The 14,131-nt window shown below is 69.3% G+C and carries 9 protein-coding genes and 1 pseudogene; 5 read left to right on the top strand and 5 right to left on the bottom strand.

Features of this window, described 5'->3' with window-relative positions; translation table 11 throughout:
- Window positions 1-141: 141 nt before the first annotated feature.
- The 5 genes and pseudogenes from ACFSOX_RS11055 to ACFSOX_RS11035 form a co-directional block, all read right to left on the bottom strand.
- A complete protein-coding gene (locus tag ACFSOX_RS11055; RefSeq protein WP_378477868.1) occupies window positions 142-3,336 on the bottom strand; it encodes an efflux RND transporter permease subunit in 3,195 nt (1,064 codons plus the stop codon).
- A 3-nt stretch (window positions 3,337-3,339) separates the two neighbouring features.
- A complete protein-coding gene (locus ACFSOX_RS11050; protein ID WP_378477867.1) occupies window positions 3,340-4,467 on the bottom strand; it encodes an efflux RND transporter periplasmic adaptor subunit in 1,128 nt (375 codons plus the stop codon).
- A 132-nt stretch (window positions 4,468-4,599) separates the two neighbouring features.
- Window positions 4,600-5,832 carry an HlyD family secretion protein gene (locus tag ACFSOX_RS11045; protein ID WP_378477866.1) on the bottom strand — a complete coding sequence of 411 codons (1,233 nt, stop codon included), beginning with the start codon at window positions 5,830-5,832 and terminating at the stop codon, window positions 4,600-4,602.
- Window positions 5,833-6,048: 216 nt separating this feature from the next.
- Window positions 6,049-6,432, bottom strand: a pseudogene (locus ACFSOX_RS11040) (hypothetical protein); the annotation flags it as partial.
- Between the two features lie 123 nt (window positions 6,433-6,555).
- Entirely contained in the window at window positions 6,556-6,882 is a 327-nt protein-coding gene (locus ACFSOX_RS11035) for an HdeA/HdeB family chaperone (protein ID WP_378477865.1), read from the bottom strand.
- A 1,009-nt stretch (window positions 6,883-7,891) separates the two neighbouring features.
- Here ACFSOX_RS11035 and ACFSOX_RS11030 point away from each other — a divergent pair.
- From ACFSOX_RS11030 to fabI, 5 genes are all read left to right on the top strand, one after another.
- The gene (locus ACFSOX_RS11030) at window positions 7,892-8,392 is read left to right on the top strand and encodes a hypothetical protein (protein ID WP_378477864.1); all 501 of its coding nucleotides are present in this window, start codon (window positions 7,892-7,894) and stop codon (window positions 8,390-8,392) included.
- 108 nt (window positions 8,393-8,500) lie between these two features.
- The gene (locus tag ACFSOX_RS11025; protein ID WP_378477863.1) at window positions 8,501-10,804 is read left to right on the top strand and encodes a DUF3141 domain-containing protein; all 2,304 of its coding nucleotides are present in this window, start codon (window positions 8,501-8,503) and stop codon (window positions 10,802-10,804) included.
- 94 nt (window positions 10,805-10,898) lie between these two features.
- Window positions 10,899-11,834, top strand: coding sequence for a phosphate acetyltransferase (locus tag ACFSOX_RS11020; RefSeq protein ID WP_378477995.1), 936 nt, complete (start codon window positions 10,899-10,901; stop codon window positions 11,832-11,834).
- A 33-nt stretch (window positions 11,835-11,867) separates the two neighbouring features.
- Window positions 11,868-13,073 (top strand): acetate/propionate family kinase, encoded by a 1,206-nt coding sequence (locus tag ACFSOX_RS11015; RefSeq protein WP_378477862.1) that lies wholly within the window; start codon window positions 11,868-11,870, stop codon window positions 13,071-13,073.
- Window positions 13,070-13,852 carry an enoyl-ACP reductase FabI gene (gene fabI / locus ACFSOX_RS11010; RefSeq protein WP_378477861.1) on the top strand — a complete coding sequence of 261 codons (783 nt, stop codon included), beginning with the start codon at window positions 13,070-13,072 and terminating at the stop codon, window positions 13,850-13,852. Before ACFSOX_RS11015 ends, fabI begins: the two co-directional genes overlap by 4 nt.
- The last annotated feature ends 279 nt before the right edge of the window (window positions 13,853-14,131 follow it).

Raw genomic sequence — 14,131 nt, 5'->3', positions numbered from 1 at the left:
GCGACGTCACCTCTGTCCGCGCGCGGGGAGGGGTGAGGTCCAAGTTCGCGACGAAGGTGCGCGATCCGGGTGAGGGGGCCTTGCCGCATCCACGCGAGTCCCCCTCGAACGACACGAGCACGAGAAGCGCGACGACACCGCTCACTCTCCGGCCGGCTTCGGTGCCGCGTCGCCGGCACCCGGCGCGGCACTCGCCACCCCCGGCGCCAGCTCCATCTTCGGCCGCGCTCCCTTGCGCAGCTTCTCGCGCAGCGCCTGGAAGAACACGTAGAGCGGCGGGATGACGAAGATGCCGAGGAACGAGGCGGCGATCATGCCGCCGAACACCGGCGTGCCGACATCGCGCCGCGCGAGCTGCGAGGCGCCGGTCGCCACCACCAGCGGCCAGAGCCCGAGGATGAAGGCGAACGACGTCATCATCACGGGCCGGAAGCGCAGCCGCGCGCCTTCGGCCGCGGCCTCCGCCAACGGCACGCCGCGCTCGCGCTGCTCCTTGGCGAACTCGACGATCAGGATGCCGTTCTTGGCCGCCAGCCCGATCAGCACCACCATGCCGATCTGGGCGTAGAGGTCGAGCGTCAGCCCGGTCGTCACCATGGCGACGAAGGAGCCGAGCAGGCCGACCATCACCGACAAGAGCACCGGGACCGGGATCGTCCAGCTCTCGTAGAGCGCGACCAGGAACAGATAGGCGAACAGCACCGCGAAGCCGAGGATCATCACGGTCTTGCCGGACGCCCGCTTCTCCTGGAACGCCGTGTCGGTCCACGCCCCGGCGAAGCCGGTCGGCAGCGTCTTCGCCGCGACCCGCTCCATCGCGGCGAGCGCCTCGCCGGAGGAGACGCCGGGCGCCGGCTCGCCCTGCACCGTGACGGCGCGGGTGTTGTTGTAGCGGATCAGCGACGGCGGCCCGACGATGATGCTCGCCTCGGCGAGGCTGCGCATCGGGATCATCTGGCCGTCCTTGTTGCGCACGTTGATGCGGTAGAGATCCTCGACGCCGCGGCGGTCGTCGGCCTCGCCCTGGAGCTGCACCTTCCAGGTGCGGCCGTAGAGATTGAAGTCGTTGACGTAGAGGCCGCCCAGCGTCGCCTGCAGGGCGCCGAACACGTCGGAGAGCTGAACGCCGAGCACCTGCGCCTTGTCGCGGTCGATGTCGAGATAGATCGACGGGTTGGTGGCCGAGAAGGTGGAGAACACCCGGTTGAGATCCGGATCCTGGTTGGCGGCGACCAGCAGGCCGCGCAGCACCTGCGCCAGCACCTTGGGGTCGCCGGCCTGGAGATCCTGCAGGACGTAGGTGAAGCCGCCGCCGGTGCCCAGCCCGATGATCGGCGGCGGCGCGAGCGGCAGCACGGTGCCGCCCTGGATCTGGCGGAACTTCGGCACCAGCCGGCCCATGATGGCGGAGGTCGACTGCGACCTGTCGGTGCGTTCCTCGAAATCCTTCAGCGTCACCACCACGAAGGCGGCGTTGGCCTGCGAGAAGTTGTCGATGAAGTTGAGGCCGACCACCGAGGTGAAATAAGCGATCGACGACTCCTCCTTCAGGATCGTCTCGGCCTGGCGCAGCACCTCGCCGGTGCGCGCCACCGAGGCGCCGCCGGGCAGCTGCACGACGACGAAGAAGGCGCCCTGATCGTCCTCCGGCAAGAAGCCGGTCGGCGTGATCTTGGAGAAGCCCCAGGTGCCGACGCCGGCGGCCGCGACCGCGACGAGGCTGATCGCCGAGACACGCACGATGCGGGCCGTGACGGCGCCGTAGGCGTCGCGCACCTTGTCGATGCCGCGCATCACATGGCCGATCGGGCCGCGCCGCGGCCCGTGATGGGGCTTCAGCAGCACGGCGCACAAGGCGGGCGACAACGTCAGCGCGTTGATGGCGGACAGGAACATCGCGACCGCCACCGTGACGGCGAACTGGCGGAACAATTCGCCCATGATGCCGGGGATGAAGGCGACGGGCACGAACACCGACAAGAGCACCAGCGTGATGGCGACGATCGGCGCCGTGATCTCGGTCATCGCCTTCTTGGTGGCGTCGGCGACCGACAGCTCGGGATGCTCCTCCATCACCCGCTCGACGTTCTCCACCACCACGATGGCGTCGTCGACCACGATGCCGATGGCGAGCACCACGGCGAGCAGCGACACCGAGTTGGCCGAGTAGCCGATGGCGAGCAGCACCACGAAGGTGCCGATCAGGCTGACCGGCACGGCGACGGTCGGGATCAGGGTCGCCCGGAAGCTGCCGAGGAACAGATAGACGACCAGCACGACGAGGACGAAGGCCTCGACCAGCGTCTTCTGCACCTCGTGGATGGTCGCCTTCACGAAGGTGGTCGGATCGTAGGTGACGGTCCAGGTCAGATCGTCCGGGAACCGCTTCTCGAGATCCTTCATCAGCGTCTTCACGGCGTCCAGCGTCGTGATCGCGTTGGCGCCGGGCGACTGGTAGATGGCGATCGCGGCGGCGGGCGCGCCGTTCAGCTCCGTCGTGGTGTCGGACGAGGCGGCGCCGAGCTCGACGCGGGCGACGTCGGACAACCGCAGCACCGAGCCGTCCGGATTGGTCCGGATGACGATGCTCTCGAAATCCGGGATCGAGGCCAGCCGGCCCTTGGTCTGGACGTTGAGCTGCAGGCGCTGGTCGTCGGAGATCGGCCGGGCGCCGATGCGGCCGACCGCCGCCTGCACGTTCTGCGACTGGATCGCCTTGACGATGTCGCCGGTGGTCAGATCGAGGCCGGTGAGCCGGTCGGTCTGCACCCAGATGCGCATGGCGTAGTCGAGCGGTCCCCACAGGCTGGCGTCGCCGACGCCGGGCGTGCTCCTGATCTGGTCGAGGATGTTGATGGTGACGTAGTTGGAGATGAACAGCGCGTCGTGCGTCTGCTTCGGCGAGGACAGCGCGATGACGCCGAGCATCGCCGACGACTTCTTCTTCACCGTCACGCCCTGCTTGCGCACGTCCTCGGGCAGGCGCGACAGTGCCACCTGCACGCGGTTGTTGACGTTGACGGTGTTGATGTCCGGATCGGTGCCGAGCTCGAACGAGACGATCAGCGAGTAGCTGCCGTCGTCGCCCGACACGCTCTTCATGTAGATCGCCTTGTCGACACCGACCACCTGCGCCTCGAGCGGCTGTGCGATGGTGGCCTCGACCACCGACGCCGAGGCGCCCGGATAGCTGGTCGTCACCGCCACCTGCGGCGGCACGATGTCGGGATACTGGGCGAACGGAATGGCGGCGAGCGCGACCAGCCCGGCGATGGTGGTGACGATGGCGATGACGATGGCGAAGCGCGGACGATCGACGAAGATCGAGGACAGCATCGCTCAGCTCCGGCCGACCGGCTGCACCGGGGTCGCCCGCACGGCCGTGCCGGCGCGCACCCCCTGCAGGCCCTCGACGATCACGAGCTCGCCGCCCTTCAGGCCGGATTCGATGACGATGTCGGCGCCGATCGAGGCGTTCGGCACCACGCGGCGCACCGCCGCCTTGCCGTCCTCGACGACGAACACGTAGGTGCCCTGCTGGTCGGCGATCAGGGCCGATTGCGGCACCAGCACCTTCTCCTCGGGCGCCGTCGTCTGCAGGGTGACGCGGACGAACTGGCCGTCGATCAGCGCGCCCTTCGGGTTCGGGATGGTGGCCCGCGCCAGCACCGTGTCGGTCGAGCGGTTCACGCTGACGTCGATGAAGTTCATCTTGCCGGTCTCGCCGTAGCTCGATCCGTCGGAGAACTTCAGCGTCACGGTCAGATCGTCGGGCGAGCGCTTGCCGCCCTTCTCGGCCGCCTCGGTCAGCGCCCGCTGGCTGATCGGGAACGAGACGTACATGGGATCCTGGCTGACGATGGTGGTCAGCACGCCCGAGTCGGGTGCCACCACGTTGCCCTTGGTGATCGCCGTCTTGCCGATCTTGCCGTCGATCGGCGAGGTGATCCGGGTGTAGCCGAGATTGATGCGCGCCGTCGAGAGATTCGCCTCGGCACTCAGCACGGCGCCCTTGGCCGAGAGCTCCTCGGCGATCGCCTGGTCGCGCGCCACCACGGTGCCCGAGGCGCGCGACAGCAGATCCTCGGCGCGCTGCCGCTGGAGCTGGGCGAGCGTCAGCGACGCCTTGGCCTTTTCGAGCGCGCCCTGGGCGGATTCCACGTCGGCCTGGAACAGTCCCTGCTCGATCTGATAGAGCGGCGTGCCCGCCTTGATCGTGTCGCCCTCGGTGAACAGCACCTCGTCGAGGAAGCCCTTCACGCGGGCCCGCACCTCGACCTTGTTGATGGCGTCGATGCGGCCCACGTAATCGGCGGACGGGTTGATGGCGCGGCGCTCGGCCCGAACGACCCCGACCGGCACGGCCTGCCCGTCGGCGGACTGGCTGCGGGCCGGCGCGACCGAATCGCAGACCATCACGGCCGCGCACAGCCCCACCGCGACAGCGCGGATCCAAGCTCGTCGCATCGTCCCCCTCCGGGATTCACCGCCTGCGGTCGACCGGCCACCCCGGGAATCACCGAGAACCGACGCCGCTGCCTTCGATGATACCGCTTCGCACCAGAGCTGTCCTCGTCCATGGAGCGGGATGCGGAGAGGTCAGTGCCCGCCGAGCACCAGCGTCTGGATCGGCAGCAGCAGCGCCTGGATCCGCAGGATCATGGCGTGGACGAGCGCCACCGTGTCGACGACGTGAAGCGCGATCCATCGCAGCGGCCCGACATCGCCCGATGCGAGCGCCGCGTGGTTGCTCGTGTAGGCGTTGGCGATGCAGCTCGACCCGGGCGTCACGCCGTCGAGCCCGCCGGCGTAGAGCGGCTCCAGCACCACCAGGATGGTGCCGGGTCGCGTCACCTGCTGGGCGTCGACGAGTTGCTCGCCGCCGCGGAACTGGCCGCTCGCGATGTAGCCCTGCACGCCGGTGACCACCATGGGAATGATCGTCCACGGCTGCGACACGCAGGTGACCTCGGCCGCCATGCCGACCTTCATGACCTGCGACTCGATCTGGCCGAAGCCGGCCTGCAGGCTGCGCGTACCCGGCCCTCGCGGGATGAGGATGCCGGCCGGCCGCATCAGCGGGTTGACGATGTCGCCGACCCGCAGCGAGAACTGCTCGACCCGGCCGCCGACCCCGGCCTTGACCAAGGTCTTGCTCAGCTCCACCTCGGCCTGGGCCAAAGCCGCCTCGGCGCTGGCCTTCTGGGCCGGCAGCAGGGTGACGAGGCGGGCCTCGGCGGCGTCGCGCTGGGCCGTCGCGGCCGCGACGCCGCCGCGGCGACCGTCCACCATGTTCTCCAGCCGCTCGAGCTCGCGGCGGGCGACGATGTCGGGGTTGCGCTTGTAGAGCTCCTGCTTGGTGGCGAGCTCGTCGAGCGCCTGCTGGTAGGCGCCCTGGGCCTCCTGGATCTTGCCCTCGGCGGCCAGGATGTCGGCCTTGGCGACCACCATCTCGGCCTCGACCTCGACGATCTCGCGGCGCGCCGTCTCGACCGCCGCCTGCTGCTTCGTCGAGTCGAGCCGGAAGATCGGCGCACCCTCGGCGATCGGCTGGCTGAAGCCGACATAGACCTCGGCGACGCGGCCGTTGGTTTCCGGCAGGATCGGGACGGTGCGGAAGAAATAGGTGACGTTGGTGGTGGAGGGGTGATTGTAGAAGACCACCGTGATCAGGCCGACGGTCAGCATCAGGCAGGCCGTGATGCCCCAGCGCAGCTCGAACCACACCGAGTAGAGGGTGATCTCGTGGCCGATCCGCTTGCCCTGGCGATAGCGCCGGTAGAGATAGTCGGGCAGGATCGTGAGCAGCGAGCAGAACAGGAGCTCGAGCATGGGTCAACTCCTGGTGCCGGCGGCCGCCAGTCCCGGCGCGGGCTTCGCCGTCCCGGCGACCAGGGCGGTGGCCGGCGCCTCGCGCGGCGGCGCGGCCGATACGGACGGCGCTGACGGCGCGAGCGGTGCCGCGGCGGCGGCGGCGTGGCCCGCATCGTGACCCGCATCGTGGCCCGCATCGTGACCGGTGTCCCGAGCCGTGCCGTGGTCGCCGCCCGGCTCGGTCTCGTCCGGCACCCCGGCGGCGCCCTGCCCCGGCGGCACGCCGGCGATACGCTCGATCGAGCCGGCGATCCGTCGCAACGGGCCGCCGAAGTCGGGCAGGTCGATCAGGGCGAGCAGCAGGCCGATCACCCAGAAGATGTGCATGTGGGTGAACAGCGCGAGCAGGCCGAGCACGGCGACGATCTCGAACTGCAGCTTCTTCGACTTGTGGGCGATGCGCTCGGGCAAGGTGTGCAGCCGCAGAAACAGGATCCCGACGCCCAGCACGGCACCGACCAGCAGGACGGCCATCGCCACCATCAAGACGTCGGTGTCGCCCGGCGCCGTGAAGAACACCGGAAGATGGTGCGGGGCATTCGGATGCAGAGCACTCATTGCAACTCTCCAGTCACCGGAACGTCACGAGTCGCCGGAACGCCGTGTGACGAGCGGGCCGCGATCATACGACGCGCCGACGTCGCCCGAGCCCCCGGTCGTCCGCGCCGCCCGATGCCGCCGCTATCGCGCGGCGCCGATCTCCTTCTCGACGGCATCCATCACCAGCATCTTGGGCTCGCGGAAGCAGCGATCCTTCACCTTCTTGAGGTTCGTCTCTCGGAAGGTCTGCACCTCGATGACGGTCGTGCCGCGCTTGCCGGCCAGATAGCCGCTGATCCACAGCGCGATCTGGTCCGGACTGGCGACCTTGTAGGTCTGCCACTGCTCGCAGCTGATCTTGGCGACGTCGATGGTGGTCTGCGCCCACACCGGCTGCGGTGCGGCCATCACCCAAGCCGCGACGAACCCGGCGACGTGCGCGGTGATCGATCTCTCGTAAGATGACATTGACGGCCTCCGTCCTTCCGTATCGCTCGGAGCCCGCGCACGATCCGATCCGTCGTGCGGTGACCGCCGACCATCGCCGTTCACCGGCGCACACCGGACCGCACCTCTCGCTCGCCACCCGATCGGCACGCTCGGCTGCCAGTTCACTCCGACGGGATCGTCGGTCACGATGTCGACGACCGACGCGTCCGCCGTCATCATGATATATGATAGTCGGGTCAGCGTCGGCACCGTTATTAGAAGAACCGCGTAAGCGCCGACCTAGTCGATTCGAGCTACGACGCGCGGGCATGGTGGCACGTCCGTGACCTCGGGCTCGAACAGCGTGGAGGCCGGCGCCGGTACGGCGGTCAGGACGGATCCGACCGCGGCACCTCTCAGAAAATTGAACGGCATATCGTGACCGATGCTCGGCTCCGTCCGATCACCCGCGGAACCCGCTCGACGCCGTTTCGATCTGGGGTCTCGCGCCGCGACTGCGCGGCCACGGTCGTGGGCGCGAATGCCGCCGCCTTGCCTTTCGAGTTCGTGATTCGATCATCCTTGACGCCGGTCAATGTGATCCCGAGCGAACGAGCGGCTTGCTTCGAGCTCGAAGGCTGCGCCGGTCCGCATCGAAGCCGATCTGGCTCGTACAAGGAACAGGCACGACCCGGCGACAGGTCCGTGGTCAGCGTCGAGCGAGGAGTTTGGCGATGAAGATCGTGCTATCGGTGTCATTCGCATCGGCGGTCGTGATGACGACCCTGTTCGGCAGCGTCAGCCCGTCGAATGCCGTCGTCTACTGCCAGTATATCGACTATCCTCCGAGTTGCGTCGCCCGTCCCGGCGTCGTCCTGCGCCCCCGGCCGGTGGCGCGAGCCGTCGCGCGGCCCGGCGTCGGAGCCCCGGGCGTCGGTGTACGGCCGGGAACGCCGATGAATCGCGGCGGCCCCGTCAATCGGGCCGGCCGCCGTTGACCGGGTCGACTTCGACGGCACCCGCGACGAGCCTATCAGGAGGCGCTCGAATGAAGACGACAGAGGCATCGACAGGCACGTCGGCGGCGGGCCTGCAATCGCCCGAACGCACCGGTGAGATCCTTCCCACCGCGGCCGACTGCCTGCAGACCATCGCGCTCGCCGAAGCCGAGAAGGCCAAGGAGGCGATGCGGCTCAAGGCCCACGAGGAGGCCGAGAAGACGGCGCTGCTGGAGAAGTTCCAGAAGCCCTCCGGTGTGGACGATGCCGAGCGCCTGAGGCGCGCCGCCGCGATCGTCAAGCGCGCCGTCGCCAACGGGCTCACCGAGGTGCAGGTGATCCGCTTCCCCAATCAGCTCTGCACCGATCGCGGCCGCGCCATCAACAACCAGGAGCCGGGCTGGGAGACCACGCTGACCGGCCTGCCGAAGGAGCTCTACGAGTTCTGGGAGGCGCATATGAAGCCGCGGGGCTACCGCCTGAAGGTGCAGGTGGTCGAATTCCCGGGCGGCATCCCGGGCGACATCGGAATGTCACTCTGTTGGGGCTGAGTGGGAGGAGTGCCGCCGCGACGGCCGGGCCGAGCGGCGGGTGGAATCGTCGTGTTTAATCCATCAGTCCGGCGCCGAGCGGCTGCCGCGAACCGACAGGAGCCTCCCATGACAGCGCACGACACCCCGTCTCGGCCGGGCGTTTTCGGCCTCGGCTCCGGCGCGCTCGATCTCGGTGCGTTCGATCCGGGTGCGTTCGATCTCGGTGCGTTCGGCTCCGGCAACGCCGCGGTGAGCGCCGCCGGGTATCTCGTCGACGCCGCCCAGCGCAGCGTGCTGTTCTGGGACGTGATGCGCCAGCGCGGCAACGGTTATCGCGAGCACATGGCGATGCCGGCCCCCAACGTTCTGAACTACGAGGCCGAGCTGATCGTCGACGGCCGCACGCTCGACCGCCCGGTCAACTACGGCCTCGTGCGCATCGTGCCCCCCGCGCACGTGACGATCGATCCGACGAAGCGGCCCTTCGTGATCGTCGATCCGCGCGCCGGGCACGGCCCCGGCATCGGCGGCTTCAAGGCCGACAGCGAGATCGGCGTCGCCCTCGGCGCCGGACACACCTGCTACTTCGTCGGCTTCCTGCCCGATCCGATGCCGGGCCAGACCATCGAGGACATCGCCCGCGCCGAGGCGCTGTTCCTGCAGACCGTGATCGACCGCCATCCGGACGCCGACGGCAAGCCTTGCGTGATCGGCAACTGCCAGGCCGGCTGGGCCGTGATGATGCTGGCCGCGGTCGCACCCGACCTGTTCGGCCCGATCATCGTCGCCGGCTCGCCCTTGTCCTACTGGACCGGCCAGAGCGGCCTCAATCCGATGCGCTACACCGGCGGCCTGTTCGGCGGGAGCTGGGCGACCGCGTTCACGAGCGATCTCGGCTGCGGCAAGTTCGACGGCGCCTGGCTGGTGGAGAACTTCGAGAACCTGAATCCCGCCAACACCTACTGGAAGAAGCCCTACAGCCTCTATGCCCATGTCGACAGCGAGGCCGAGAAGTACCTCGGCTTCGAACGCTGGTGGGGCGGCCATGTGAATCTGAACGCCGAGGAGATGCAGTTCATCGTCGACGAACTGTTCGTCGGCAACAAGCTCGCCGCCGGGCAGGTGAAGTCCTCGGCCGGTATCGCGATCGACCTGCGCAACATCCGCTCGCCGATCGTGGTGTTCTGCTCGAAGGGCGACAACATCACGCCACCCCAGCAGGCGCTCGGCTGGATCCTCGACCTCTACGACGACGTGGACGAGATCCGTTCCTACGGCCAGACCATCGTGTATTCGGTGCACGAGAGCGTCGGCCATCTCGGCATCTTCGTGTCGGGCGGCGTCGCCCGCAAGCAGCACGACGAGTTCGCCAGCAACATCGACCTGATCGACGTGCTGCCGCCGGGCCTCTACGAGGCGATGTTCGAGGCCAAGGACGGCGACACCGCGAACGCCGAGCTCGCGCACGGCCGCTGGGTGATGCGCTGCGAGGCGCGCACCCTCGACGACCTCCGCGCGCTCGGCGGCAACACGATCGAGGACGACCGCCGCTTCGCCACGGTGGCGCGCATGTCCGAGGTCAACCTCGCGCTCTACAAGACCTTCGTGCAGCCGTGGGTGCGCGCCATGGTCACGCCGCAGGTCGCCGACATGCTGTACCGCATGCATCCGGCGCGGCTGCAATACGAGCTGGTCTCCGACGCCAATCCGTTGGTCAAGCCGCTCGCCGCCGCCGCCGACTGGGTCAGGCAGCACCGCAAGCCGGCCGACGAAGGCAATCCGTTCGTCGCCGCGCAGGAGATGATGTCGAAGCAGATCGTCGCCGGGCTCGACGCGTATCGCGACATCCGTGACGGCATGACCGAGGCGATCTTCAAGGCGTTCTACGGCGCGCCCGCCGTGCAGGCGTTCTACGGCATCGACCCGACGTCGGAGAAGCCGCTGCACAAGGCCGGCAAGAGCGCGCTGCACGGCGAGCTGGTCGGGCGCCGCATCGCCGAGCTGAAGGCGCGCTTCACGGTCGGTGGACTGCGCGAGGCGGCGGTGCGCGCCATGATCTATGTCGCGATGCCGCGCGGCGGCGTCGACGAGCGCGGCTTCGAGACGGTGCGCCGCATCCGGGCCGCCAACGAGAAGATCCGCGCCGTGCCGCTCGCCGAGTTCAAGGCGCTGCTGCGCGATCAGTTCTTCATGCTGCTGATCGACCAGGAGGCGGCCGTCGCGGCGATCCCGTCGCTGCTGCCGGACGATGCGGCCGTGCGGGCCGAGGCGATGGCGGTGATCCGCGCCGTGATCACGGCGGCCGGCGAGCCGAGCGGCGAGGTCGAGGCGCGGCTGCGGCGCGTCGCGCGGATGTTCACGGGCGAGGCCGGCGCGCCCGCCCTCACCGTGATCGGCGGGGGCGACGGCACCATCCGGGAGGCATCCTAGCTCCGCCACCGCCCGTGAGGAGGTTCGTGTCGTGACGATCATCGCCGATCCGAGCAGCCCGGCCCCGCCGGCGGCCACGGCGCCCGCGCCCCATGTGCCGCACGCCAAGTACGAGAAGCTGATCGCCGCCGCCAAGGCGCTGCCGCCGGTGCCGACCGTCGTGGTGCATCCGTGCGACGAGACCTCGCTGCGCGGCGCCGTGGAGGCGGCCGAGGCCGGCATCATCGTGCCGATCCTGGTCGGCCCCGTCGGCAAGATCACCGCAGTCGCGGCGCGTGCCGGGCTCGACGTCGCGGGGCTCGAGATCGTCGACGTGCCGCACAGCGACGCGGCGGCGGCCCGCGCCGTCGCGCTGGTGCACGAAGGCCGCGGCGAGCTTCTGATGAAGGGCAGCCTGCACACCGACGAGCTGATGCGGGCCGTCACCGCGACCACGACCGGGCTGCGCACCGAGCGGCGGATCAGCCACGTCTTCGTCATGGACGTGCCGAGCTACGCCGAGACGCTGTTCGTCACCGACGCGGCCATCAACATCGCGCCCGATCTCGACGCCAAGCGTGACATCATCCAGAACGCCATCGACCTCTACACCCGGATCGGCCTCGGCACGCCGCGCGTCGCGGTCCTGTCGGCGGTCGAGACGGTGACGACCAAGATCCCCTCGACCATCGAGGCGGCGGCGCTGTGCAAGATGGCCGAGCGCGGCCAGATCACCGGCGGCATCGTCGACGGTCCGCTCGCCTTCGACAACGCCATCGATCCCGAGGCGGCGCGCATCAAGGGCATCCGCTCCGAGGTCGCGGGCCACGCCCAGATCCTGGTGGTTCCCGATCTCGAAGCCGGCAACATGCTGGCCAAGAACCTGACCTTCCTGGCCGGCGCCGACGCGGCCGGCATCGTGCTCGGCGCCCGGGTGCCGATCATCCTCACCTCGCGGGCCGACACGGTGCGCACCCGCATGGCGTCCTGCGCCGTCGCGGTGCTCTACGCCCATGCCCGCCGTGGCGCCCTCGCGGTGCCCCCGAGCTGAACCGTCGCGCGGAAACCGCCGGGCCGAATCACCATGGACGCCATCCTGGTCGTCAACGCCGGATCGTCGAGCCTCAAGCTGCAGATGTTCGAGGCGGGACGGGCCGGGACGCCGCGTCGCCTGCTCGAGGGCCGGATCGAGGGCGTCGGCACCGCCCCGCGGCTGCACGCCGTCGGCGCCGACGGTGCGATCCTGGTCGACAGGACGCTCTCGCCCGAGACGGTGCCGGACCTGCCGGCGGCGCTCCACGTCGCCGAGACCTTTCTGCGCGGCCTGTCCGGCGTGACGCTCGCCGCGGTCGGCCACCGCGTCGTCCACGGCGGCCCGGCCTACGATCGGCCCCTCGTGGTGACACCGGCCGTGCTGGCCGATCTCGAGCGCCTGGTGCCGCTCGCCCCCTTGCACCAGCCCCACAATCTCGCGCCGATCCGCACCCTCCTGCAGCGGCGTCCCGACCTGTCGCAGGTCGCCTGCTTCGACACCGCCTTCCATCGCGGCCGCGATCCGCTCGCCGACCGCTTCGCCATCCCGCAGACGTTGCACGACGAGGGCGTTCGCCGCTACGGATTCCACGGCCTCTCCTACGAATACATCGCCGGCCGCCTGCCCGAGGTGGCGCCCGACGTCGCGCGCGGGCGGGTGATCGTCGCCCATCTCGGCAGCGGCGCCTCGCTGTGCGCACTCTCCGCCGGCCGCAGCGTCGAGACCACCATGGGCTTCACCGGGCTCGACGGCCTGCCGATGGGCACCCGACCCGGCCGGCTCGACCCCGGCGTGCTCCTCCACCTGATGACCGCGAAGGGCATGGACGCCGTCGCGATCGAGCACTTCCTCTATCGCGAGTGCGGGCTGAAGGGCCTGTCCGGGATCGGCAACGACATGCGCGACCTGGAGGCCTCCGACGATCCGCGCGCCGCCTTCGCGATCGCTTTCTTCGTCTATCGCATCGGCCTGGAGGCCGGCATGCTGGCGGCGGCGCTCCGCGGCCTCGACGCCGTCGTGTTCACGGCCGGCATCGGCGAGAACTCGGCGCGGCTGCGCGCCGCCGTCGCCGAGCGGCTCGCCTGGCTCGGCGCGGTGCTCGATCCGGTCGCCAACGCGCAGGGGCACAGCCGCATCTCGGCGCCCGACAGTCGCGTCGCGCTGCTCGTGGTGCCGACCAACGAGGAGCTGATGATCGCCCGCCACACCGCCGGCCTCGTTTTCGGCTCGTCTTCCATCAGCAGAGGTACCGCATGATCCCCACCTACGCGGCGAAGATCCACCAAGGCAATCGCGGCTTGATCGTCGGCATCGCCAACGACCAGTCGATCGCCTGGGGTTGCGCCCGGGCGTTCCGGGCGCTCGGCGCCGAGCTCGCCGTGACCTATCTGAACGACAAGGCGAAGCCCCATGTCGAGCCGCTCGCCCGCGAGGTCGAGGCGGAGATATTCATGCCGCTCGACGTGCGTGCGCCGGGCCAGATGGAGGCGGTGTTCGAGAAAATCGCCAAGACCTGGGGCCGGCTCGACTTCGTCGTCCACTCGATCGCCTTCGCGCCCAAGCAGGCGCTCGACGGCCGCGTCATCGACGTCGAGCGCGACGGCTTCCTCACCACCATGGACGTCTCGTGCTGGTCCTTCATCCGCATGGCGAAGCTCGCCGAGCCGCTGATGACCAACGGCGGCGCGCTGTTCACCATGACCTATTACGGCAGCCAGCGCGTCGTCCAGCACTACAACATCATGGGCGTCGCCAAGGCGGCGCTGGAGAGCGCCGTGCGCTACCTGGCCGCCGAGCTCGGCCCGCAGGGCATCCGGGTTCACGCGATCTCGCCCGGCCCGCTGGCGACGCGCGCCGCCTCCGGCATCCCGGAGTTCGACGAGCTTCTGGAGAAGGCACGCGGCAAGTCGCCGACCCACAAGCTGGTCTCGATCGACGACGTCGGGCTCGCCACCGCGTTCCTGGCTCACGACGCCGCCCGCCTGATCACGGGCGAGACCCTCTATGTCGATGGAGGGTACAACATCGTGGATTGAGAGGTGTGCTGCGGCCACGATCCGTCTAGCGATCGCGTCGTCCGGATGCGGGGCTCCCCCCCTCCCCACCCCTCCCCCACAAGGGGGGAGGGAGCAGGCTGCGATGTGCCACGACGTGTTCACCCGCCACGGGCGAGGTGATAACTTCGACACTCTCCGCACAAACATCGGAACTGCCCCTCCGGAAACAGCGTCGCAGCTCTTGCGTTCCCTCCCCCCTTGTGGCTACGGCATGCACAGATCTTGTTGCGACGGATTGACTCGGGGCGGCAGGAGGCA

The sequence above is a fragment of the Rhodoplanes azumiensis genome (assembly GCF_042682915.1).
GTDB lineage: Bacteria > Pseudomonadota > Alphaproteobacteria > Rhizobiales > Xanthobacteraceae > Rhodoplanes > Rhodoplanes azumiensis.
The sequence above is the reverse complement of the archived record's forward strand: the minus strand, read 5'-3'. Positions and strand labels throughout refer to the sequence as shown.